The following is a 24,086-nucleotide window of genomic DNA, read 5'->3' on the forward strand; positions in this document are numbered from 1 at the left end:
CCGACACGGTGGCGGGCGGACTCGTATACAGGAGGACCTGTGGTGACAGTTTCGAGGATCGGGCGACCACGGGCGGTGGCGCTCCTGGTGGCCGGCGGCCTCCTCGTCTCCGCGTGCGGCGGGGCGAAGGTCGGCGAGAGCAGCGAGGGCACAGCCGCCCCCGCCGCCTCCGGCGCGGAGGGTAAGAAGCCCTGCGGCGCGGTCAACATCGCCATCAACCCGTGGGTCGGGTACGAGGCGACCGCGGCGGTCATCGCCCACGTGGCCGAGAAGGAACTCGGCTGCGCGGTCACCAAGAAGGACCTCAAGGAGGAGGTCGCCTGGCAGGGGTTCGCCACCGGTCAGGTCGACGCCATCGTGGAGAACTGGGCGCACGACGACCTGAAGAAGAAGTACATCGAGGAGCAGAAGGTCGCCGTCGCGGCGGGTTCGACGGGCAACAAGGGAGTCATCGGCTGGTACGTGCCGCCGTGGATGGCCGAGAAGTACCCCGACATCACCGACTGGAAGAACCTCAACAAGTACGCCGAGCTGTTCAAGACCTCGGAGTCGGGTGGCAAGGGGCAACTGCTCGACGGCGACCCGTCCTTCGTGACCAACGACGCGGCCCTGGTGAAGAACCTGAAGCTGGACTACAAGGTCGTCTACGCGGGCAGCGAGGCGGCGCTCATCACCGGCTTCCGGAAGGCCGAGAAGGAGAAGACCCCGCTGCTCGGCTACTTCTACGAGCCGCAGTGGTTCCTGGCGGAGGTCAAGCTCGTCAAGGTCAACCTGCCCGAGTACACCGAGGGCTGCGACGCCGATGCCGAGAAGGTGGCCTGCGACTACCCGCTCTACGACCTCGACAAGATCGTGAGCAAGAAGTTCGCCGACTCCGGCAGCCCGGCGTACGAGCTGGTCAAGAACTTCTCCTGGACGAACGAGGACCAGAACCTGGTGGCCAAGTACATCTCCGAGGACAAGATGACGGCCGAGGAGGCCGCGGAGAAGTGGGTCGGCGACAATCCCGACAAGGTGAAGGCCTGGCTCCCCACCGGCTGAGCGGGCGGCGGTCCCGGCGGCTCGACGGCCCGCTCGCACCGGGCGACACCGGGCGACAGGGATCGGTGCCGGCGGAGTGCGACAGGCATCGGGCGCCGCGCGAAGTGACATGGCGCCGCGTCACGCGGAGCGGCGCGGATCGGGCACGGCGCGGACGGCGACAGCGTCCGCGGCGTGCTCCGATGCCGTGCCCGGACCCTTCACCGGCGGGTACGGCCCGTTCTTGACAGCGCCACCCGCAAAGGGAGAATCTGTTGCGGGAAGCGCACCGCGTTCCGGACTGTGCAACGACGGAGGTGTGTATGGCGGGCCAACGCGTTGTCATCATCGGAGCAGGTGTCGTCGGGGCGGCCCTGGCCGACGAGCTCTCGGCGAAGGGCTGGGACGACATCACGGTCGTCGACCAGGGCGCCGTGCCCGCCACCGGAGGGTCGTCCTCCCACGCGCCGGGGCTGGTGTTCCAGACCAACCCGTCCAAGACCATGACCGAGCTGGCCCGCTACACGGTCGAAAAGCTCGTCGCGCTCGACTGCTTCCTCCAGGTGGGCGGCCTGGAGGTGGCCACCACGCCCGAGAGGCTCGCCGAACTGCACCGCCGCCACGGCTGGGCCACCGCCTGGGGGGTCGAGGCGCGCCTGCTCACCCCCGAGGAGTGCGTGGAGCGCCACTCCCTGCTCGACAAGGCCAGGGTCCTCGGCGGGCTGTTCGTCCCGACCGACGGCCTGGCCAGGGCCGTACGCGCCGTCGAGGTCCAGCTGGAGCGAGCACGGGAGCGGGGCGTGCGCGTGCTGGACCGGCACGAGGTGCGAGACATCCGGGTCGAGGACGACCGGGTGGCGGCCGTCGTCACCGACCGGGGTGAGATCCCCGCCGACCTCGTGGTCTGCTGCGCCGGCATCTGGGGCCCCAAGATCGCGGGCATGGTCGGCATGGCGTTGCCGCTGACCCCGCTGGCCCACCAGCTCGCCTGGACCGGCCCCGTCCCCGCGCTCAGCGGGCAGAGCGCGGAGGCCGTCCGGCCGATCCTGCGCCACCAGGACGCCGACCTGTACTACCGGGAGCGGTTCGAGCGGCTCGGCATCGGCTACTACGGTCACCGCCCGATGCCGATCGCCCCGGAGGAGATCCTCCCGGTCGCCGACGCCGAGGTCATGCCCTCGGTGCTGCCGTTCACCGGCGACGACTTCGCCCCCGCCTGGGCCGAGACGCGGGCGCTGCTGCCCGCCACCGAGCAGGCAGCGCTCGAAGAGGGCGTCAACGGCCTGTTCTCCTTCACCACCGACAACATGCCGCTGCTCGGCCGGTCGCGCGACGTGCGAGGCTTCTGGGTGGCCGAGGCCGTGTGGGTCACCCACTCGGCGGGGGTGGGCCGGGCCATGGCCGAATGGCTGGCCGACGGCCACTGCTCCTCCTTCGACCTGCACGAGTGCGACGTCAACCGGTTCGAGGCCCACCAGCTGGCCCCCGAGTACGTGCGCACCCGCGACTGCCAGAACTTCGTCGAGGTCTACGACATCATCCACCCGCTCCAGCCGGCCGAGAACCTGCGCCCGCTGCGCACCAGCCCCTTCCACGCCCGCCAGCGCGAGCTGGGCGCGTACTTCCTGGAGGCCGCCGGCTGGGAGCGCCCCCAGTGGTACGAGGCCAACGCCTCCCTGCTCGAAGGCCGCGACATCCCCCGGCCGAACGACTGGGCCGCCCGTTACTGGTCACCGATCGTCGGCGCCGAGGCCCAGGCCTCGCGCGAGGCCGTCGCGCTCTACGACATGAGCGCGCTCAAGCGGATCGAGGTCGCGGGCCGGGGGGCCGCCGCCTTCCTCCAGCGGATCTCCACCGGCGACGTCGACAAGTCCGTCGGCTCTGTCACGTACTGCCTGCTGCTCGACCACGACGGCGGTATCCGCAGCGACATCACCGTGGCCAGGCTGGGCCGCGACCTGTTCCAGGTCGGCGCCAACGGCAACCTCGACCTCGACTGGCTCCACCGTCACCTGCCCGCCGACGGATCGGTCACCGTCACCGACGTCACGCCGGGCACCTGCTGCGTCGGGGTCTGGGGCCCGCGGGCCCGCGACGTCGTGGCCCCGCTGGCCGGTCCCGGGTTCGGTCCCGGTGGCTTCCGCTACTTCCGCGGCGCGCGCGCCCACGTCGGCACCGTGCCCGTCACCGCGCTGCGGCTCTCCTATATCGGGGAGCTGGGCTGGGAGCTCTACACGACCGCCGACATGGGCGCCAAGCTGTGGGACACCCTCTGGGAGGCCGGCCAGGCGCACGGGATCATCGCCGGGGGCCGGGGCGCCTTCAACAGCCTGCGGCTGGAGAAGGGCTACCGTTCCTTCGGCACCGACATGACCTACGAGCACGACCCCTACGAGGCCGGCCTCGGCTTCGCCGTGCGCAAGGCCGACAGGGGTGACTTCATCGGCCGCGCGGCCCTGGCCGAGCGCGGCGCGGCGACCCGGCGCCGGCTGACCTGCCTCACCGTCGACGACCCCGCGGCCGTCGTCATGGGCAAGGAGCCGGTGTACGACGGCGCGTCCTGCGCCGGATACGTCACCAGCGCCGCCTACGGCTACACGATAGGCAGGGGCATCGCCTATGCCTGGCTGCCCGCCGAGCTGTCCGTGCCGGGGCGAGAGCTGCATATCGGCTACTTCGACCGGCGGGTGAGTGCCGTCGTCGCCGAGGAGCCGCTCTACGACCCGGCGATGGAGCGGCTGCGTGGTTAGTGCGCCGACCGGGAACTCCCCGGCGCTCGAACGCGACGGGGCATGCCTGCAACGCCGCCGCGACCAGGGCCACCGAGGTCGCGTTCGCCCTGGAAGACCTCTCGGGCATCCGGGAGCCGGTCACGGTTCGCAAGGCTCAGCGTGCCGACCTGCACTCCTGGGGTTTCCACCAGCTACGGACGTTCGTGACGTACAAGGCCGCCCTGGCCGGGGTAGCGGTGCGGCTGGTGGATCCGCGTAACACCTCCCGCACCTGCCCTGAGTGCGGTCACATCGACAGGCGGAATCGTCCTACCCGGGATGAGTTTCGGCGTGTTTCGTGTGGGCTCGTCGGCCCGGTGGATTACTTTGCGGCGATCAACATCGGTCGCCGGGCAGTGCGTCACGCCGCCGACGACGCGGCCTGAACCGTACCTGCCAGGTACGGCGAGAAGCTGACAACGTCGGAGTCACACCGCCGTCATCCTGCATCGTGTGACTCACCGTCACCACCGATTTCACGCCAGAGCCGTTTACTGGTCAGGCCCGGTCCGCCTCACCCGTTCAGGGAAGCGTGACGAACTTTCCGAGGAAAGCCCGGGCCGAAGGGGTGTCCAGGCGGTAGTTGTAGTTGGTCGCCCTGCACGCCTCGTCGTCTCCGCTGATCGTCGTGGCCACGAGCAGGTCCGAGGTGGACCCTCCCAGGAAGTTCGGGCCGCCCGAGTCGCCGAAGCAGGTTCCGCCGTCGCCTTTGGAGAGGTTCGGTGACAGTTCAAGCCATCTGCGGGTGAGGTCCTCAAAGGAGATGGATGTCTGGTTGCGGGTGTCGGTGTAGGTCAGCCGCATCCCGTGCTTCCCCTTGGTCGAGGCCAGGGCGCCGTACCCGACCGGGGTGAATCGCGTCGCCTTCAGGCCGCTGCCGGCTTCGAGGCGGTTGAGCAGACCCTCGGTGGGCAGCCTGGCGGGCTTGATGTCCGGGACGGCCGTGTCGAAGACGACGACGGCCAGGTCATGAAGGGCGGACTCGTCTTTGTATCGCGAGTCGAGGACGTAGCGGCCGGTGTAGACCTTGTCCCCGGGCCGGTAGTGGCTGGAGAACGAGACCCGAGCGGTCTTCTGCCCCGGTTCCGCGCAGTGGGCGGCGGTGAGGAAGACGGTCGGCGAGATGAGCGTGCCGGTGCAGTAGGACCACGTGCCATCGCCGTTCGGTTTGTCGCCGATGACGGCTCCCACCTGCGGGTGGGCTGTCAAGTCGGGCGAGCCGTTCGTGATGGCCCACGCGGGGGACATGGCGGTCGCGATCAGCATGACAGGAATCATGACAAAAGGTATAAAACGCACAGGGGAACTGTAGCCACTCGAGGGTTGTACTTGACGCAAAGCGCGAAGAGATCTACTCGACGCTTGCCGAGCCGCCGTCGGCGGAGCCGTCCCGGTGCTGCTGGACGGGGGTGTCCGGCGCGGCCTGGGTGATCTTTCCGATACGCCAGGGATCGAGGCTCACCCGGCGTAGGGCCTTGAATGTGACGGTGAGCAGGGCGTTCGCCCGTTCGCCGACTCCTCGCAGGCCGCGGAGCAGCTTGTTGTAGGTGTGCTGGTCATGGTCGAGTTTGGGCTGGCCGGCCTTCTTCTTGATCGGGTCGACAGAACCAGCTACAAAGCCACAATCAACATCGACATCCTGACCACCCGCACCCCTTGACACTGAACACCCGCCCCTAACTACACGGCGTTGTGGCTAGTACTCCAGCCGTTGAGTTCGTGCCGGCCCCGCCAGTAAGATCACAAACTAGATCTTGATCCAGTAGCGCCGTGCGGGACCGTACTCGGTGTCCCGTACGCTTTCGAGGACGCCGCCGTTGTGCTCGATCGTCCTCACCGAGGCGAGGTTGTCGACTTCGCAGACGATCAGCACCCGGTCCAGAGCGAGTGCCCGCGCCTCGTCGAGCATCCGGCCCAGTGCCCAGGTGGCCAGCCCACGCTGACGTGAAGAGGGTCGGACACCGTACCCGATGTGGCCGAACTGCAGCACGTAGTCGTTGAGCCCGTGCCGCAGTGCGATCCCGCCGTGCACCCGGTCGCCCTCGACGATCCACCGATACACGCACCTCATTCGGCCGGCCTCCACCGGCTTCGCCGGATTCGACTCCTCGGCCAGTCGTGCCACCCAGGCCGCGAATCCGTCCGGCGAGTCGACCTCGTCGGACGGCCCCAGCCCGAATCCGTCCTCGTGGAGGCCGGGACCCCACTCGTGATGCGCCTCAAGCCAGGCGGAGTGCAAGCGTGTGGTGGGCGCGATCAGTTCTGGCATACGGCGACGGTACTCATTCAGACCGTCACGATCTACGGCTGGAGTACTGGGCGGTGGTTCCCGGGCCCCGGTCCTGAATCTGGCTGGAGCGACCACGGATCCGGCCGGGAGTCGCGGTCACCGCGACGGCGGACGTAACGCCTGCCGTTCGTGGGCGGCCGGGCGAGGAGGCGGGCCACTGTCCGTCCCGTGGACGTGGCCCTCGCGCCTCTCCCCGGGCGGTGACCACCCGGCAGTGCGGACGCCGTTACGGCGCGGGGACCTCCTTCACCAGCTTCGAGCTCCAGGGGCACCAGAGATTTCCGGGCAGGAACGCGCCGCCCGCCTCGTCGAGGTGGTCCTCGACGTATGTCATCGTGGCGTCGCACACCTCGATGGCCACGTCGAAGAAGCCCAGCGTGGCCGGGTCGAAGTGGTAGCTCCAGCCGGGGTTGAACGGAGCGGGACGCTTGATGATCCGGCCCAGCAGGTGGGGCCTCTCCCTGTCCGCGCCGCTCACCAGGTCCCTGGCGTGCTTGATGTCCACCTCTTTGTCGATCTTGACGATGAACGACCTCCTGCTGATGTCGGTCATCTCGAAGTAGGCCGGTGGGTCGGCGGCGCCGCGCCGCGCCGCACCGTCGAACTGCTCGGCCTGGGCGGGCTGGATCCCGGCGAGGGCGAGCATCGCGACCGCCGCGCAACTGCCGATCTTGGTGAATACGCGTCGCATGGAGCATCCTCCTGTGTCGGTTGGGCCGTGATCACAATCACTGGTTGCGCAGTGTATTGAATCAATGACCCATGGTCACAGAAGGCTCTCGGTGTGCCCGCCTCCTCGACGTCGGGCACGAGGAGGCGGCCGACATGCTTTGCCCCCTCGCCCGAACCGTCAGGTCCCCTGTATCGACCTGCCCGACATCGCCCGCCTGTAGCGTGGTCCGCTCGGGTTCCTCCGAGCCGACGATCCGCACGCCCGGGCTCTCGGCCTTGGCCCGCCTGGAGCCCGCCGGCCACCAGCGGTGACGTCTTCGCCGAGACGCTGGAGGAGGCATCGCCTTCTCTGAACCGACACCTGTCTCCGGGGCGTCCGTCCACCGGACAGCAGGATCCAGCCGGGAACCGCTGGACGCTGACGAGACGACCAGCGGTTCACGACCCTCACCGGCCTCCTCGCGAACGAGGCGTTCTCGTGTTACCCGGCGTCGACGACGGCCGCGCCGATGTCCACGGCCATGGCCCGGCTTCCGGCCAGGAGACCGCCGTCCACGGGCAGGTCGATCCCGTTGATCCACGATGCGCGGTCGCCCGCCAGGAACGCGACGGCCTCGGCGACGTCGTCCACGGTGCCGACCCGTCCCATCGGATACCACGAGGCGGCCTTGTCCAGGGCGTGCGGATCGGTCGCGAGCCGCTCCTCCCAGATCGGGGTGGCGATCGTGCCCGGCGACACCGAGTTGACGCGCACGCCGTACGGTCCGTACTGGGCGGCCAGGCCGCGGGTGAGGTTGAGCAGCCCGGCCTTGGCCGCGCTGTAGGTGTCGTTGCCGAAGTAGCGATGGCCGTTGACCGAGGCCACGTTGACCACGGCTCCCCGCCGGGCCTCGCGCATGCCGGGCAGGACCGCCTGGCACAGGCGGATCGCCCCGCCGAGGACGACGTCCACGTCGACCGACCAGACCGGTTCGGGCACGGACTCGAACCCGAGGTTGCTGCAGACGGCGGCGTTGTTGACCAGGACGTCCACCGGGCCGTGGCGCGAGGTGATCGAGCCGATCGCCGAGCGGACGGACTTCTCCGAGCGCACGTCGAGGTGGACCGGCTCGGCGCCCTCGATGGTGTCCGCGGTCGCGCGCGCCGCGTCCAGGTCGACGTCGGTGACGATCACCGTGGCGCCGCCGCTGTGCAGGACCCGCGCGATCGCCGCCCCGATTCCCCCGCCGGCGCCGGTGATCAGCGCGCGGCGCGGTGAAGTCGCGTCCCGAGGACCAGATGACATGGATCTCCCTTTCTCCGCTGTGGCTCAGCCCTTGAGCGCGCCGGCCGTCAGCCCCTTGGTGATCTGCTTCTGCAGTACGGCGAATCCCAACAGGACGGGGGTGACCGTGATCATCATCCCGGCGAACAGGGTGGCCCAGTTGGTGCCGTAGTCGGCGGCCTGGCCCAGCTGGAACAGCCCGAGCGGCAGGGGCATCTTCTCCGGCGAGTGGATCAGCAGCAAGGCGTAGAAGAACTCGTTCCAGTTCTGCAGGAAGCTGATGATGGCGACCGACGCCAGTCCGGGCCCCATGAGGGGGAGGATCACCGAGATGAACGTGCGGGCCGGGCCGGCCCCGTCCATCGCCGCCGCCTCCTCCAGGTCGTACGGCAGGGTCTTCATGAAGCCGACCAGGACGAAGACGTTGAACGGCAGGTTGTAGGTGGCGTAGACGAGAACGAGCCCGAGCCGGCTGTCGAGGAGACCGAGATCCTGCATGATCAGGTAGAGCGGCGCGAAGGTGACCATCCACGGGATCATCAGCCCGAGCAGGAACGTGCTGAGCACCACGCCGCTGAACCTGAAGGTGATCCGGGCCAGCGGGTAGGCGGCGAACACGGCCAGCACGACGCCGATCGCGGTGGAGGCGACGCTGATGACCACGCTGTTGCCGAAGAACAGGCCGATGTTGGCCTGGTTCCAGGCGTTGACGTAGTTGTCCCAGCGCCAGGCGTCGGCGATCTGCCAGGGGGGTGAGGAGATGAACTCGCGGTTGGTCTTCATCGACACGTTGAAGACCCAGGCGTAGGCACTGATCGAGGACAGCGCGACCCCGCCGAGCAGCAGGTAGAAGAAGAGGTGGTGCGGGCGGAAAGGGGCGCGGGGCCGGGATGGGCCACCCCTGCGCCTCGGGGTGGGGACGGGCGGGCGGGGTGTGGCCGCGGGGCCGGCCGGGGCGGGGCGCTCGGTCAGATCAGTACTGGAGGTCATCGCGCTTCATCACCTTGTTGAGGAGCTTGGCCACCGTCAGCATGACCACCACGAGTACGACGCCGATGGCCGCGGCATAGCCGAAGTCGGCCCGGTCGAAGGCGACGCGGTACATCAGGGTGCCGACGGTGTCGGTCGAGCCGAAGGGACCGCCTCCGGTCATGATGTAGACGAAGGCGAACGTCTGCAGGCTCTGAACCACCCACAAGATGGCGAGCATGCGCATGAGGTCGAGCATCATCGGCAGCATGATGCTCCAGAACACCCGCCACTCGCCCGCCCCGTCGATGCGCGCGGCCTGCAGGACGTCGACAGGCAGTCGTTCGAAGCCGGCGCACAGCAGGACGATCCAGATGCCGATGCCGTGCCACACGGACACGAACGTCACGGCGGCCAGCGCGGTGGAGGGGTCGCCGAGCCAGATCTTGGCCAGGGCGCCCAGTCCCATGGACTCCAGCGCGGGATTGATCAGGCCGAGGGTGGGGTGGTAGAGGAACTTCCACATCAGCGAGACGACGGCGACCGACAGGACCACCGGGGCGAACACCACGAACCTGAAGAAGCGCTCACCGTGGATCCGCTGCGACAGGGCCCAGGCGATCGCCATGGCGGGCGGGAACAGCATGCCGCTGCCGATGAGGGTGAGCAGGAACGTGTTCTTGAGCGAGTTGAAGAAGGCGGGATCGCCTGTCAGCAGGCGATACTGGTCGAGCCCGACGAATCGCATCGTTCCCGTGCGGGAGAACTCGTTCAGCGACAGGTCCACCGTCTTGATCAACGGGTAGAGGAAGAAGACCCCCAGCAGTGCGAGCGCGGGTATCAGGAATGGGATGATGATGCGTCGCTGGGCCGCCTTGAGCATGTGGCCTCCCGGGGTTCACACCCGTCCCGCGGGCTCCGGCGCGGGAGCGGGGCACGTGGGACGGGTTCGGTTGAGGGGTTTCAGTTGCCGTGGACCCGGCGCAGTCCCTTGTCGAGGTTGTCGAGGGTCTGCTGGGCGTCCTGCTTGCCGAACAGCAGCTTGGCGATCTCGGGATAGACGATGTCCTTGGCCTTGGACTCCATCAGGCCGTAGTGCCTCGCCTGGAGCCGGTCGGCCTTGGCCACGATGTCGGAGATGCCCGGCAGCCCGGGAGGGCTCGCCACTCCCTTGACCCCGGAGACCTCGCCGATCTCGTTGGCCCTGCGGGTCTGGGTCTCCACGCTGGTGACCCGGCGGATCCACTCCAGCGAGAGCGGGATGTTCTCGCTCTTGGCGGACACCGACATCAGCTGGGCGCCGGCGAGCATGCTCGCCTGGTCGCCGGTCCCGCCGGTCACGGTCGGGAACTGCAGGACGCCCAGCTCGAAGTCCTTGGGGATCACGTCGGCCATCTCGCTGACGAGCCAGCTGCCCATGAGGATCATGCCGGCTTTGCCCTGGAAGAACTGGGCCTGGGCGGCGGTGAAGTCGGTGCCCTCGAACCCCTTGAGGAAGCCCTTCCTGTCACGTAGGTCCTGGAGCATCTGGAGTCCCTTGAGGAACCCGGGGTCGTCGGTGATGTTCCCCTTGCCCTCGGTGAGGACCTGGTTGGTCTTGTCGTATCCGACGGTGCGCAGCCAGATGTTGTCGCTCCACATGCCCATGTAGGGCTCGAACAGGCCGGTGACCGCGATCGGGTCCACACCGGCGGTCTTGAGCCCGTCAGCGGCCTGGATCAGTTCGTCCCAGGTGGCGGGCGGGGTGATGTTGTGCTTCTTGAAGAGCCCCGCGTTGTAGAACAGCACCTGCAGGGACAGCTCGGAGGGGACGCCGTAGATCTTCTTGGTCTCCGGGTGCTGCATGAACTGCATGACCGCCGGGCTGAACTGGTCCAGCCAGGGCTTGCCGGTGGCCGGGTCGACCTGGTCCAGGTAGGGCTTGAGGTCGAGCAGGGCGCCGCTGTCGGCCCACTCCAGCAGCGCCGGGTTGGTGCCGTCGAACATCGTGTAGTCGACGTCCAGCCCGTCGCCCGCACGCCACCTCTGCTCCAGGGCCGGGCGCGCCTTGGTGTTGGCGAAGGTCGTCTTCAGGTCGGCGCCGGCGTGGTCCTTCTCGATCCCGGCGGCGATGTCCTCCATGAACTTCAGGGAGGGGGTGCCGACGGCGGGGAGCACGCCGACCTCGATCGGCCCGCCCTTGATGTCCTGCTGCCAGCTCTTGGCGTCGGGGGCCTGCTGGGGGGCCTGGTTCGCGCCGGTCGCGCCGCCTGTGCCGCACGCGGTCAGAACCAGGCTGGGCACAACGATCAAACCGACCAGTACCTTACGTGCTACTTTCACCGAGAAACCTCCATTCCTAGTGATATCTGGTTTAGTGTCGTTGTTTCTAGATTTCTGTCTCATTTGCCGGGCCTCGTCCGGATAGATCGGGCAGCAGGTCCGCGAACTCCTGGAGAAAGACCTCGATCCGGCGCAGTTCCTCGGCGTCGAGCAGGTGGGCGGGCTCGCGGCAGTGGGCGCTGTCGATGAGGCCCCGGCGGAACGAGATCTGCTTCTCGGCGGCGATGATGAGCTCGGTGTCGAGCATCCAGTACGAGATGTAGGGCAGCAGCCGCCGGTGCAGGTCCTCGCCACCGGCCTCGTCGCCCGAGGTGAGCCGGCGCCAGATCTCGACGTAGATCTCGGTGAACGAGCATCCGGGCTGGCTGCCCACCGCGCCGCGCCGCCAGGCGTCGGGGAGTTGCACTCCGGCGTAGCCCTCAAGCGAGGTCACCGGCGGGTCGAGGGCGGCCAGTTCGCCGATGAGCCGCCCGGGTGGGTTGGACTCCACTTTGATCAGCCGGAGGTTCGGGTGAGTGCGCACCAGAGCGGCGATGGTGGCCGCGTCCAGGCTGGTTCCCGTCTCGTTCGGGGCGTACTGCAGCACCACCGGGGTCGGGGCGACCGCGTCCAGGACCGCCGTCACGTGCTCGATCTGGGAGCGGCGTGAGGGGCTGAGGAAGTGCGGTGCCAGCAGGTTGATCAGGTCGGCCCCGGCGGCCACGACCTCGCGGGCCCGTGCCGCGGCCATCCGGGTGGTGTGGTCCTGCACCGCGACGATCGCGGCGAGGTCATCCCGGTGGGCGGTTCGCCGCAGCAGGATCGCGGTCAGCTCGCGGCGCTCGTCCTCGGTGAGCTTGTAGTACTCCGAGGCGAACCCGGGAAACATCACGCTCGTCACGCCGGTGCTCAGGACGTGATCGACGACCCGGCCGAATCCCTCGAAGTCGACGTCTCCGGCGTCGGTGAACGGAACCGCGAGAACGGGCGAGATCCCCCGAACCAGGTCCGAGGCGTCGCCGTGGCCGTGGCCGTTGAGGGAGGCCGCCGCGGGAGAGGCACTCGTCTGGATGTTCATTCGCCCTCCTACCTTGATGGGACTTAGTATTCGAAATACCGAAAACATTTTCTTAAATAGGAACGATAGACGCCCAAGTCCTCCCACGACAAGGGGTCGTGGGAGGAAGAGGCGGATGTCAGCCGAGAGAGGGGCCCAGAAGGCGCATGATGGTGCCGCCGAGTACGTCGCGTCGCGCGTCGCCGTCGATCGGCCAGTCCAGCACCCGGCCCAGCTCGGAGCGCGGCACCGCGTAGGGCGCGTCGGTGGAGAAGACCAGCCGCGACGGGCCGATCTCCGGATCCCGGCCCAGCTCGACCAGGACGGTGTCCCACGGCGCGTAGCTGGTGTCGCCGTAGAGGTTCGGCGCGTAGCGCAGCGCCGGTGCCGCGTCGATCCAGAAGTCGGTGGCGCCGCTGCGGCCCATCACGAAAGGCGTCTCCGGCCGGCGTCTGGCCAGGCTGGCCAGGGGCAGTGGCAGCGCGCTCGGGGGAGTGCCGGTACGGACGTAGACGGGCCACCCCGCCTCGGCCGCGAAGTCCAGCAGCGGATCGAGGAGCCCGTCGAGAAGGTCGAATCCCTGAAGCACGCTGTCCACGTTGAGGGCGCGGGCCCCGGCGTCCCTGGCACGTTCCAGCTCGTCGACGGCAGCTGGTCCACGCCACGGATTGGCGACCGCGTACGGGATCAGCCGCCCCCCCGACGCGGCCGCCGCCGCGGCGACATGCTCGTTGCCGGCCCGGTTGTCGTAGGCGATACAGCGTTCGTCCGGCGCCACCAGCGCCACGTCGATGCCCAGTGAGTCCATCGTCGCGATCAGCTGATCGGCCTCCAGGCAGACCTCGCGTCCCCGCCCCAGCCGTACATGCGCGTCAACGATCAACGGGTTCTCCCACGGTCAGGCCGAGGGCGGAGAGCGCGTCGGCGTGGATGATCTGCTCGATGAGTTCGGCCGGTACGCGCGGCAGCGCGGTACCCTCCAGGATCCTGTTGACGCCGCGCAGCCCCGCCATCGCCTCGCCGGTGTTGGCGATCGGGTAGTCCGAACCGAGCAGGAGCTTGTGCGTGCACCCCCATTCGACCGCGGCCAGCAGCGACTCGTAACAGACCCACGGCCGCAGATAGATCGAGGAGACATCGGCGTAGACATGGGGGTGCTTGCGGATCGTCGCCACGGTCTCCTTACCCCAGGGATGGCCCATGTGGGCCATGACGATGCGCAGCTCGGGGAAGCGCAGCGCGACCTCGTCGGTCACCAGCGGGTAGGTGTAGCGCAGCGGCGCCGCGCGGATCGGCGACGCCCCCTGATGGAAGAGGATGGGCAGCGCGTTCCGCTCGCAGTAGGCGTAGAACGCCAGCGCGGGCTCCCCGAGCGGATCGAAGTTCTGGTAGTTCGGGCCGAGCTTGACGCCGACGAGCCCCATCTCACGACATCGCTCGGCCTCCTCCAGGCAGTCGGCGGACGTGGGGTCGACGGACATGAACCCGATGCGGCGGGCGGGATCGTTCGCCACGAACTCCGCGGTCGCGTCGTTGGTACGTTCCGGAGCGTGCGGTATGCCGGTCGCGGCGGCCGGGTCGGCCACCGCGATGTTGAACACGATCGCGACATCCGCCGCGGACATGGCGCTGTCGAAGTCGGCCCAGCTGTTCGTGGTGACGACGGGACGATCGGTGCGCCAGGAGGTGAAGACGCACACCTCCTCGGCCGGCACCGTGTCGCGGTGGGTGGGAGTATGGGCATGAACATCGACGATCATCGAAATTCCTTCATTAGGTCCGCTCGTGGCCGGACCCCCAGTCCGGGGGAGTCGCCGAGCCTGACGCGACGGCCGTCGCTGTCCAGCGGCTCGGCGAGGATGTCCTCGGTGTAGTAGTGCGCGCCGATGATGTCGGAGGGGAACTCCCGCGACAACACCGGCAGCGCGCAGGCGACATGGAGTTGCGCGGCGGCACCGATCCCCAGCTCGCCGTTGGAGCCGATGAGCGTGTCGACCCCGAAGGAGGAGGCGAGCAGGCCCATCGCCACGGCGCGCCCGGGCCCGCCGCTCTTGCCCACGTAGAGGCTGACGCAGTCGGCGGCCTCCGCCCGCACCAGCGCGGTCAGGTCGGCCAGGCCGAAGACGGACTCGTCGGCGATCACCGGCAGGCCGAGGTTCCGCAGCTGCCGCATGCCGTCCAGATCGGCCGGCGCGACCGGTTGCTCGACGAACGCGACACCCTGTTCGGCCAGCGCGGGGATCGCCCGGACCGCCTGGCTGCGCGTCCACCCTCCGTTCGCGTCGGCACCGAGGAAGGCCGATGGGCCCGCGAGCCCGCGGGTCCGGGACACGCGGGCGACGTCGTCCGCGACGCCGAGCCCGACCTTGACCTTGAACGCCTGGAATCCGGCTGCCGTCGCCGTCCGGAAGACCGAGTCCAGCACGGGCCCGTCGCCGGACAGGGAGAGCTTGATCGGGACCTCGTCGCGGTACGGGCCGCCGAGCGCCACGGCGAGCGGGACGTCGAGAGTCCGGGCGAATGCGTCCCACAGCGCGATGGACACGCCCGCCTTGGTGAACGGGTTGCCCGCGAGCAGCCGGTCCATCAGGAGCTCCAGGCCGCCGACCGGCGCGAGCGGCCGGCCCACCAAGGCGGGGGCCAGGATCTCGCGGATGAAGTGGGCGGCGCTGACGCCGTCCTCGCCGCTCCACAGCGGTGTCGCGCTGACCTCGCCGTACCCTTCGACGCCGGTGCTGGTCACCACGCGAACCAGCAGGAAGTCCGAACGGGCGTGGGTTCCCCTGGCGCCGGTGACGACCAGGCCCGGGTGTACCTGGAGGCTGATCGCCGCGGTGTGGACCGCGACGACGGTCGGTCTCACCGCCCCGCCAGCAGTGCGCGGGGGTTGTCGACCAGCATCGCCCGGCGCTGCTCGTCGGTGATCCCCCACCCGTCGATCTCGGCCACCCGGGCCACCGCGTAGTCCTGGCTCTTGCGATCCGACAGCCCGGCGTCGGTGCCGAACAGGACCTTGTGGGAGGGCGCCCGGGAGAGGATCTCGCGCGCCGCGTAGGGCGGTGTGCCGCAGATGCAGATGTAGAGGTTGGGGGTCTCGATGGTGAGGGCGAGCGACTCCCGCCAGGTGTCGTGCAGCCCGGCGTGCCCCAGGACGACCGGCAGGGAGGGGTGCCGCCGGGCCAGGGCCGCGATCTGACCGCCGGTGGAGTAGGGCGGTGTCCCGTCATGGCTGAGCAGGATGCCGCCGCTCTGGGCGAGGACGTCACAGATCGGGTCGAGCGCCGACTCGTGCATGCTGAAGCCCTGCAGCCACGGATGCAGCTTGAGGCCGCGCAGCCCGAGCTCGTTGAGCATTCGGTCGACCTCTCCGGGGGCGTCCGCGCGACGCGGGTGCACGGTCCCGAAGCCGGCGAGCCGCTGCGGGTACTCCCCGACGAAGGCGGCGAGGTCGTCGTTGGTCTCGGGAGTGGCGTCGAAGAGGCCGTCGTGGCTGAGGACCACTGCCTGGTCGATGCCGGCCGAGTCCATGAAGGCGACGAACTCGTCCGCGCCGAACGTGACGCCGCCCAGCCAGCTGGTGGTGCGCCAGGTGGGGGTGTGGGTGTGGAAGTCGATCACAGGACGCCCGCCAGCTCGACCAGGCGGTCCGCCGCCCGACCGACGAGGTCTTCCAGCCGCCGTTTACCCTCGTCGGCCTGGGCCAGTTCGGGCCGGTCGGTGAAGCCGTCGATCCGGCGCCACACGGCACCGGAGTGCAGGTCCACTCCCTGGACGGTCACGACCTCGGGCACCTGGGGCCGGGGGGTGCGCGGGCCGACCAGGTCGGGCCGGAGGGCCAGGACCATCGAGGTCTCGAACTCCCCGGCATGTCCCGGCACCGGAGGCTCGCCTTCGGTGTCGGCGAGCCGCCAGTAGTCCAGGTGCGCGACGGACAGGTCGAACCGGGTCGAGCCCGCGGCGGCCGCGGCGTGGCAGACCCCGACGTTGCCGCCGTGCCCGTTGAGCAGGACCACCCGCCGCCCGCCCTGCGCCGCGATCGAGCGCAACAGGTCGCAGATCACGGCCAGCAGCGTCTCCGGTGACAGGGAGAGCGTCCCGCCGTAGGGCAGGTGGTGATCCGAGGCACCCCAGTCGATCGTGGGGGCGACGATCAGCGGCCTGTCGCTACGGCCGGCCGCCGCCGTCGCCGCACCGTCGGCGACCGCGGCGGCGATGAGGGCATCCGTCGAGGTCGGCAGGTGCGGCCCGTGTTGCTCGGTCGCACCGACCGGGATGATGACGACGGCCTCGGGCAGGTGCCGCCTTAGCCGGTCACGATCCGTTTCGGACCATCGCAGAGCTATCGACACATCAAACATCCTTCGATATATCGTATTTATTTCCGATACATCGAATCTTAGGAGCCGACGAACTCGGATGGCAATGACCCGCTCCGACATCCGAGCCGCCGGGAGATCACGATGCCGAGATGGACGACGCCCGCCGCGGCGGCGTCGCGCCGGTCGCCGACGAAGTCACGGGCGAAACCGGTCACCCCGACCGCCCCGGTGATCCGGCCCTCGGCATCGAAGAACGGCGCGGCCAGGCAGGAGATCTCGGCCTGCTCCTCTTCCTCCTCGATGGCGTAGCCGTCGGCGCGCACCCTCTCCAGCAGTTCCATGAACGCCTTCGAGCTGGACTCCCGGGCCCGCGGTCCCTGCCCGGCCGCCAGTCGCGGCAGCAGGACGGCGAGTTCGTCGGCGGGCAGGTGGGCCGCGATGGCCCGGCCCAGCGCGGTCAGGTCGAAGGGCGCGACCTTGCCCGGATAGGTGTCGAACTGGATGAAACCCGGGGTCGCGGCCTTGGCCACGTAGACCACCGACGCGCCGTCCAGGACCCCGATGTGGACGGGCATCCCCAGCTCCTCGGCGAGCGCGCGCATCTCGGCGGTCGCGATCTGCGACAGGTCGACCTTGCGCACCAGCTGGCTGGCCAGACTGTAGAGCCGCAGCGTGGGACGCCAGAAGTGACTGCGCCCGACCACCCGGCGGGTGGCGTACCCGCGATGCTCCAGGGTGTAGACGATGCTCGCGCAGGTCGCCAGCGGGATACGGGTCACCTTGGCCAGCGCCGTCAGCGTGAGATCCTCGTCGGCCGTCACCAGCTGCTCAAGAACGGTCAGCGTGCGGTCCACACCCGGAGACGCCGGGCGCTCCGCCCCGCTGCCACCATCAGACATCGATCGGTCCTACCTTTCGGCTCGTCGTTCCCGTGCTTCACGGCACCGGCGTCGGTGGCTGCCCTTCGGAACGGGGTTCGATATTCTGGCATTCCGATAATAGTTTCATTATATCGAAAGTATGGGATTCATGGGCGCCGAACACACGAACCCGGGACCAGCCGTTTCCGGTGTCGTAGCCATCATCCGCCTGCGTGAGGGTGAACCCGACGACGCCATCGCGACCGCCCTGCTGGACGGCGGGGTGGACGTCATGGAGGTGACCCTGCCCACCCCCGGGGCCCTCGCCGCCATCCGCCGCTGGAACACGCACCCCGACATTCTCGTCGGGGCCGGAACCGTGCGCACCGCCTGCGACGCCGACGCCGCGATCGCCGCGGGCGCCCGCTTCCTGGTCACCCCCACCACCATGCCGGACGTCCTGGCCGTCGCCCACGCCGCCGGCATACCGGTGGCGTGCGGTGCGCTCACCCCGACCGAGATCGACCTGGCCTGGCGGCACGGCGCCGCCGCGGTCAAGGTCTTCCCCGTCTCCGCCCTCGGTGGCGTCGGCTACCTGCGGGCCGTGCGCGAACCGCTCGACGACGTTCCCCTGCTGCCGACCGGCGGGGTGAGGCTGGAAGACCTCGCCCCGTACGCGCGGATGGGGTGCGTCGGCGTCGGCGTCGGCGGCGCGCTCGTCTCGGCGGACCTCGTCGCGGCCCGTCGCTGGGCGACGATCACCGAACGCGCAGGCGCCTTCGCCGCGGCGTGGCACGAAGGGCTGGTACGGCGAGATGCCTGACGTCCTGACACTCGGTGAGGTCATGGCCTGCCTGCGGGCCGACGGCCAGGTCCGGCTCGGGGGAACCGCCCGCATCAGCGTCGCCGGCGCCGAGGCCAACGTCGCCATCGGCCTGACCCGGCTCGGGCACGACGTCGTGTTCGTCGGCGCCGTCGGGCCCGACCAGCTCGGGGAGCTCATACGGCGCACGCTGCGCGCCGAGGGGGTCGGCACCCAGGCGATCCGCGCCGACCCGGCCCCGACCGGCATCGTGGTCTTCGAACAACGCCTGGCCGGGGTGATGCGGGTGGACTACCACCGCCGCGGCTCGGCCGGCGCCGCATTGTGCGTCTCCGACGTGCGCGAGGCGTTCGCGGCGTTCGCGGCCCCGCCGCTGATCCTGCACGTCACCGGGGTGACCCTGGCCCTGGGCGTGGGCCCGGCGCAGGCCGTACGCGCCGCGGTGGAGCTGGCCAGGGCCGTCGGCACGCGGGTCTGCCTGGACGTCAACCACCGCAGCCGGCTGTGGCCCGAGGCCGAGGCCCGCCAGGTGCTGACCGAAGTGGCGGCCCAGGCCGACATCGTCATCGCCTCCGACGACGAACTCGCGCTCGCCGCGCCCGGCGACGACGAGGCGAGCCGGGTACGGTCGCTGCTCGCCGGGGGAGCGTCCGAGGTCGTCGTCAAACGCGGGCCGGCCGGCGCCACGGCGTTTACCGCAGACCAGGCGCTCACCCTTCCGGCCAGGCCCGTCACCGCCGTCGATGTGATCGGCGCCGGCGACGCCTTCGTCGCCGGATACCTCTCCGGCCTGCTGGACGGTCTGCCGCTGGACGGGCGGCTGGCGCGGGCGATCACCACCGGGGCCTTCGCGGTCGCCGGCCACGGTGACTGGGAGGGAGCGCCGACCCGCGCGGAGCTGTCCATGCTCGACCTGCCGGACGGCACGGCGGTCCGGTGAGGGCAGGCCACACGAGGTAAAGCACGGCCTTGGCAGCCGGCGGTCGCGGACGGGCGCCCACGTCGCGGGCGATCCCGGACTCCGGCGACACGGCGCGCCTCAAGCCCGCCAGGGGAGGGCCGCCGTGCGGCGCCGCCGATTCGCGATGCCGCCGGATCCGCCTGCTGTCACCGGATCCTGACACTGCTCAGTGCGAGTTTCATGCCGTCCGTCTGACAAATCCCATCGCGGGCGAATTGTTGCTTACCGTGACGCACCCCCTTGCCTTTCCGGGATACCGGTGCCACAGTTTCCAATTATCGATACTCCGAATATATTTTCGGAATGCCGAAAAATCTCCCCCCCTGTCATCACGTCCGGCACCGACGCTGTGCGAGTGCCGTTCGAGGAGGCTGTCCAAGTGACTGAACCATCCAGGCGCCGAATGCTCCAGATGACCGGCGGAGCCGTCGTCGCCGGAGGCGCGTTGGCCGCCACGACCCCCCTGACCGGACCGTCGGCCGCGCACGCCGATACGTTCGTGCCGACCCCCTTGGCCGCGACCGACCCTGAGCCGAACATCGAGCGCTCCAAGCACTGGTGGCCGGCGCAGCGCAACGTGTGGACGCCCATCGGCTGGAAGGGCCACCTCTTCCGGTTCAACGTCGTCTACAACGGAGCGCTCATCTGCGACCCCAGCTGGGTCTTGGCGGCCAAGCCCAACACCCAGCCCTGGCACGGGAAGAACTTCCAGACGACCGTCGTCATGCCCATGCGCGGCGGCGGCTTCCGGCCCTTTCCGACCTTCCAGTACGAGGTCTGGGACGACGACCTCGGCCAGGGCAAGCAGGGCTGGGAAGAGGACAGCGACACCCCGGTCCTGTGGACCGAACACCGCCGCCAGGAGGGCCTGGTCATCAAGCAGTCGGTCTTCGCGCACGTCCCGGGGGAACAGGCCGTCCAGACGGCGACCGAGCCGATGTACTCCTGGACCCGCTTCGAGGTCACCCACGTTGACCCGGTCAGCGCGGTGAAGGACTTCGTGTTCCAGCTCTGGCTCAGCGGCTCGTACATGAAGCCCGCGGGGCCGTACCAGGACGAGGACGGCGTGCCGCTCACCGTCTTCCCCGAGACGGCGCCGATCCTCGCGGGCCTGACGATGGGCCGGGTGTGGAACCCGACCGGCAAGCCCATCACGGTGCCCATCACCGACAACGAGGGCAACGTCAAGGTCATGGTGACCACCGCCGACAAGGGCTCCATCGCCATGACCGAGAACAAGGTCAAGGGTGTGTACGACCTGCGGCTCGGCCTGCCCGCGACGGTCGGGGCCTACATCGACGTGCTGATTCCGATGATCCCCGCGCCGCTCGCCGACGCCAAGGCCGAGGCCGCGCTCGGCCGCGACGCGGCGCTCGCCAAGTGCCAGGCGTTCTGGAAGGAGAACGCGGCGTCCATCGCCGTGGTCGACACCCCGGAGAACTACATCAACCAGGTCATGCGCCGCGGTCCGCAGCTCGCTCAAGTGGTCGCGGAGAAGAGCCCCGACACCGGGTTGTTCACGTTTCTGTCCGGCTCGTACGCCTACGACGTGCTGTGGAGCACGCCGACCTCCATGGTCAGCCACATGTTCATGGACCGGCTCGGCTACCACGACGTCGTCGAGAACCACATCGAGATCTACGCGGCCACCCAGGGAACGCGGACGCCGCCCGGCGCGGTCTTCGCCGGGGGAACCTACCCGGGATACCTGTCGACTCCGAAGACGCTGCAGGCCATCGACTGGATCAGTGACCACGGCGCGATCCTGGAGATCCTGTCGGTTCACGCGCTGCTGACCAACCGGCCGGCGTTCATCGCCAAATGGACCGACGTCATCGTCAAGGCCTGCGACTACATCGTCCAGGCCTGCGGGCTCACCAACCACAGCGGCGTCCAGGGCCTGATGCCTCCCGGTCACTCCACCGACGAGGGCGTCGAGACCCAGGGCTTCATCAGCCAGTGCTTCACCTACAAGGGGCTCGCCTCCGCCGTCGAGTTCCTGCAGCGGATCAAGCACCCCCGGGCCGCCGAGTTCGCCACGTTCGCGAACACCTTCCGTACGACGTTCGTCCAGGCCGTTCGTGATCTCGCCGACCGGTCGGCGAAGTGGACCGACGCCAAGGGCAAGCAGTGGCCGGTCTTCCGGCCGCAGTTCGCGGGCGAGGGCGTCTGGGACGCCTTCACCATGCTCGACACCGGCGCCCTGATGTCGGTGTGGGCCGGACTGATGCCGGCCTCCGACCCGATGATGAAGTCGTTCGTCGAGTTCTTCCGGGTCGGCCCCAACACCCTGGTGTTCGACGCGGTGCACCACAACGCGCTGGACCGCGCCGTCCTCGACCACGAGCAGTCCTCGGCCGAGCCCTGCTACAGCTGGAACATGTTCCACACCTGGCAGCTGGGGGAACGGGCGCCCTTCATCGAGGGGTTGTACGGCCTGCTCACCGGCGGCCTCTCGCAGGACACCTACATCTCCAGCGAGCACCGCAACGCGATCTACGGCAACCTTTTCTCCCACCCCATCATCACCTGGTCGCTCCTTCACGCGGTCATCGACGACAGCCTTGTCCCGAACCAGCTGCAGCTGCTGCGGCTCTGCCCGCTGGAGTGGCTGTCGGGCAAGAAGCAGACCCGCTTCGAGAAGGTCCCGACCAAGTTCGGGCCGGTCACGTTGCGCTTCAAGCTGGAGGGCGGCCGCGGCCGCGATCGGGACGACGACCGCCACGTCGACGACGACCGTAGCGGTCACGACACGCTCAAGGTGGAGTTCCGCGGGGACTGGCACCACAAGCCGGGGCGCGTGATCGTCGAGACACCGCCGCTGCCGGGACTGAAGTGGATCGTCGTGAACGGAAACAGGTACCGCGCCGGAAGAAGGATTGAACTCTGATGACGACGTCGATTCGCGCGACCGCGGTCGCCGCGGCCCTCGCCCTCGCGATCCTCACCATCGCCCCGGCTGCGCACGCGGCACCCGGCGACGACCGCAAGCGGCCTGCCCCCGGCCCCACCGAGCCCTACCACTCCGGCAAATCCGGTAAGCCCAGCAAGCCTGGCAAAACCAAGAAGTGGGATGTCAGCGGCATTCGCGCCAGAACTCTGGCCGCGGCCCCCGAGCCGGCCGCCCGCTCGGGCCCGTCCCGCACCGCCGCGACCCCGTCGCCGGCGGCGAACGACGTCACCGGCGACGGCCGGGCCGACCTGGTCACCCAACTGTCCGGCGCCGACGCCGGAGCGCTGCGCGTCTACACCGGCAACGGGGCCACCACCTCCAATCCGTGGGAGACGACCTACACCGCGACGCCGCCGCAGTGGGAGTTCGCCGACACCCTGATCGTCGCCGACGTCACCGGCGACAACCGCGCCGACGTCGTCGTGCGCGACCCTTCGGCGAACAACGGCACGCTGTACATCTACCCCAACGACGGCTCCGGCTCGGCGAACCCGTGGCCCAACCGTTTCGCCGCCGGCACCGGATGGAACATCGTCGACAAGATCCTCGTCGGCGACGTCACCGGCGACGGCAAACCCGACCTGCTGGCGCGCAACCCCACCGAGGCCAGCGGAACCCTCTACGTCTACCCGAACAACGGCTCGGTCGCCTCCAACCCGTGGACCCAGGCGCCGATCTGGTCGGGCAACGGGTGGAACCTCGCCCAGATGATGATGCTCGACGACGTCACCGGCGACGGCAAACCCGAAATCGTCGCCCGCGACACCACCGGAGCCCTCCTGGTCTACCCGCACAACGGGTCGACCACGTCGAACTTCTGGACCTCGATCGTGTACGGGAGCACCGGCGGCTGGAGCAGCGCCGACCGGCTGTCCATGGACGACGTCACCGGCGACGGGCATCCGGACGTGATCTCGCGGGACCCCTCCGGCGCCCTGTGGATTCACCCCTGGCAGAGCGCCACGGCGGGCTCGATGTGGTCGCCGACGACCCGCTTCGCCGCGGGCACCGGCTTCGAGTACGCGCTCGACGTCGTGACCGGCGACGTGACCGGCGACGGCAAGCCTGACCTGGTCGCCCATGTCGCCCGCAGTGGCGACCTCTGGCTCCTGCCGAACACCAAGGCGGCCACCGGCAATCCCTGGCCCGACAGGGTCAGTGCCGGCACCGACTGGGGCTTCGCCTCGCAGATCCTCCTCGCCGACGTCAACGGCGACCGCCTTCAGGACGTGCTCGCGGTCGACAAACGCCTGTCCAACGGCACCCTGTGGATCTACCTCAACAACGGGTCCACGACCGGCCTGCGCTGGACCAACCGCTACTTCGGCGGAACCGGCTGGAACATCTTCAACCACCTGATGGCCGGGGACGTCACCGGTGACGGACGTGCCGACCTAGTCGGACGCGACAACACCGGCGACATGTACGCCTACCCCGGCAACGGATCCACCACCGCCTTCCCGTGGACACCGCGCGCGTGGGTCGGCAGCAACTGGCAGACGGCCACCCGGCTCGCCCTGGGTGACGTGGACCGCGACGGCATCGCCGATCTCGTCGACCTGGAGAACGACGGGTCCCTGTGGGTCTTCCCGACCGGCGCGTCAACCGATCCGATCGTGGTGCCGGGCAACTGGACCGGAACGCGGTCGCTCGGCCTGGGCCACGTGACCGGGGGCTCCGGGCCGGACCTGGTGGTCGGCGACGCCTCCGGCGGACTGTCGATCTACGCCAACAACGGCGCCACCTCGGGCAACCGCTGGTCCAGCACCCCCAGATCGGGCGGCACCGGTTTCCAGGGCGCGCTCTCCCTGGTGCTTTAGGGACCC

22 protein-coding genes are annotated in these 24,086 nt (G+C 69.3%); 7 read left to right on the plus strand and 15 right to left on the minus strand.

Annotation, left to right across the window (positions count from 1 at the left end):
* Positions 1-42 precede the first annotated feature (42 nt).
* From ACWD3H_RS35885 to ACWD3H_RS35895, 3 genes are all read left to right on the plus strand, one after another.
* Positions 43-1,041, plus strand: coding sequence for an ABC transporter substrate-binding protein (locus tag ACWD3H_RS35885; RefSeq protein ID WP_350926371.1), 999 nt, complete (start codon positions 43-45; stop codon positions 1,039-1,041).
* Positions 1,042-1,343: 302 nt separating this feature from the next.
* Positions 1,344-3,770, plus strand: a complete 2,427-nt coding sequence (locus ACWD3H_RS35890; protein WP_451958173.1) for a GcvT family protein — start codon at positions 1,344-1,346, stop codon at positions 3,768-3,770.
* Entirely contained in the window at positions 3,770-4,177 is a 408-nt protein-coding gene (locus ACWD3H_RS35895; RefSeq protein ID WP_451958174.1) for a zinc ribbon domain-containing protein, read from the plus strand. Before ACWD3H_RS35890 ends, ACWD3H_RS35895 begins: the two co-directional genes overlap by 1 nt.
* A gap of 136 nt (positions 4,178-4,313) precedes the next feature.
* Here ACWD3H_RS35895 and ACWD3H_RS35900 read toward each other — a convergent pair whose 3' ends face one another.
* From ACWD3H_RS35900 to ACWD3H_RS35970, 15 genes are all read right to left on the minus strand, one after another.
* On the minus strand, positions 4,314-5,057 hold the full coding sequence (locus ACWD3H_RS35900; protein WP_451958175.1) for a S1 family peptidase: 744 nt from the start codon (positions 5,055-5,057) through the stop codon (positions 4,314-4,316).
* Between the two features lie 85 nt (positions 5,058-5,142).
* Complete coding sequence (locus tag ACWD3H_RS35905) at positions 5,143-5,454, minus strand: transposase family protein (RefSeq protein WP_355562939.1); 312 nt, start codon at positions 5,452-5,454, stop codon at positions 5,143-5,145.
* Positions 5,455-5,538: 84 nt separating this feature from the next.
* Positions 5,539-6,060, minus strand: a complete 522-nt coding sequence (locus ACWD3H_RS35910) for a GNAT family N-acetyltransferase (protein WP_451958176.1) — start codon at positions 6,058-6,060, stop codon at positions 5,539-5,541.
* 247 nt (positions 6,061-6,307) lie between these two features.
* A complete protein-coding gene (locus ACWD3H_RS35915; RefSeq protein WP_451958177.1) occupies positions 6,308-6,772 on the minus strand; it encodes a BP74-related protein in 465 nt (154 codons plus the stop codon).
* Between the two features lie 462 nt (positions 6,773-7,234).
* A complete protein-coding gene (locus ACWD3H_RS35920; protein WP_355564521.1) occupies positions 7,235-8,038 on the minus strand; it encodes an SDR family NAD(P)-dependent oxidoreductase in 804 nt (267 codons plus the stop codon).
* 24 nt (positions 8,039-8,062) lie between these two features.
* Positions 8,063-9,007 carry a carbohydrate ABC transporter permease gene (locus tag ACWD3H_RS35925; protein WP_451958178.1) on the minus strand — a complete coding sequence of 315 codons (945 nt, stop codon included), beginning with the start codon at positions 9,005-9,007 and terminating at the stop codon, positions 8,063-8,065.
* A complete protein-coding gene (locus tag ACWD3H_RS35930) occupies positions 8,991-9,869 on the minus strand; it encodes a carbohydrate ABC transporter permease (protein WP_451958179.1) in 879 nt (292 codons plus the stop codon). Before ACWD3H_RS35930 ends, ACWD3H_RS35925 begins: the two co-directional genes overlap by 17 nt.
* A gap of 80 nt (positions 9,870-9,949) precedes the next feature.
* Complete coding sequence (locus ACWD3H_RS35935) at positions 9,950-11,308, minus strand: ABC transporter substrate-binding protein (protein ID WP_451958180.1); 1,359 nt, start codon at positions 11,306-11,308, stop codon at positions 9,950-9,952.
* A 46-nt stretch (positions 11,309-11,354) separates the two neighbouring features.
* The gene (locus tag ACWD3H_RS35940) at positions 11,355-12,365 is read right to left on the minus strand and encodes a dihydrodipicolinate synthase family protein (RefSeq protein ID WP_451958181.1); all 1,011 of its coding nucleotides are present in this window, start codon (positions 12,363-12,365) and stop codon (positions 11,355-11,357) included.
* A gap of 118 nt (positions 12,366-12,483) precedes the next feature.
* Positions 12,484-13,227: an amidohydrolase family protein gene (locus ACWD3H_RS35945; protein WP_355564536.1), complete on the minus strand. Its 744-nt coding sequence runs from the start codon at positions 13,225-13,227 to the stop codon at positions 12,484-12,486.
* Positions 13,217-14,104, minus strand: a complete 888-nt coding sequence (locus tag ACWD3H_RS35950) for an amidohydrolase family protein (protein ID WP_350926348.1) — start codon at positions 14,102-14,104, stop codon at positions 13,217-13,219. The genes ACWD3H_RS35945 and ACWD3H_RS35950 overlap by 11 nt, the downstream gene beginning before the upstream one ends.
* Entirely contained in the window at positions 14,101-15,207 is a 1,107-nt protein-coding gene (locus ACWD3H_RS35955; RefSeq protein WP_451958182.1) for a mandelate racemase/muconate lactonizing enzyme family protein, read from the minus strand. Before ACWD3H_RS35955 ends, ACWD3H_RS35950 begins: the two co-directional genes overlap by 4 nt.
* Entirely contained in the window at positions 15,204-15,962 is a 759-nt protein-coding gene (locus ACWD3H_RS35960) for an amidohydrolase family protein (RefSeq protein ID WP_355564543.1), read from the minus strand. Before ACWD3H_RS35960 ends, ACWD3H_RS35955 begins: the two co-directional genes overlap by 4 nt.
* On the minus strand, positions 15,959-16,693 hold the full coding sequence (locus ACWD3H_RS35965) for a creatininase family protein (RefSeq protein WP_451958183.1): 735 nt from the start codon (positions 16,691-16,693) through the stop codon (positions 15,959-15,961). The genes ACWD3H_RS35960 and ACWD3H_RS35965 overlap by 4 nt, the downstream gene beginning before the upstream one ends.
* Positions 16,694-16,740: 47 nt before the next feature.
* Positions 16,741-17,562, minus strand: coding sequence for an IclR family transcriptional regulator (locus ACWD3H_RS35970; RefSeq protein WP_350926340.1), 822 nt, complete (start codon positions 17,560-17,562; stop codon positions 16,741-16,743).
* Positions 17,563-17,692: 130 nt separating this feature from the next.
* On the opposite strand from ACWD3H_RS35970, the gene ACWD3H_RS35975 reads away from it, so the two are divergent.
* From ACWD3H_RS35975 to ACWD3H_RS35990, 4 genes are all read left to right on the plus strand, one after another.
* Positions 17,693-18,346, plus strand: coding sequence for a bifunctional 4-hydroxy-2-oxoglutarate aldolase/2-dehydro-3-deoxy-phosphogluconate aldolase (locus tag ACWD3H_RS35975; protein WP_451958184.1), 654 nt, complete (start codon positions 17,693-17,695; stop codon positions 18,344-18,346).
* A complete protein-coding gene (locus ACWD3H_RS35980; protein ID WP_355564554.1) occupies positions 18,339-19,286 on the plus strand; it encodes a sugar kinase in 948 nt (315 codons plus the stop codon). The genes ACWD3H_RS35975 and ACWD3H_RS35980 overlap by 8 nt, the downstream gene beginning before the upstream one ends.
* 400 nt (positions 19,287-19,686) lie before the next feature.
* Complete coding sequence (locus ACWD3H_RS35985; protein WP_451958185.1) at positions 19,687-22,197, plus strand: hypothetical protein; 2,511 nt, start codon at positions 19,687-19,689, stop codon at positions 22,195-22,197.
* Entirely contained in the window at positions 22,197-24,080 is a 1,884-nt protein-coding gene (locus tag ACWD3H_RS35990; RefSeq protein WP_451958186.1) for an FG-GAP-like repeat-containing protein, read from the plus strand. Before ACWD3H_RS35985 ends, ACWD3H_RS35990 begins: the two co-directional genes overlap by 1 nt.
* Positions 24,081-24,086 lie beyond the last annotated feature (6 nt).

The organism is Streptosporangium sp. NPDC002607, from assembly GCF_053592655.1.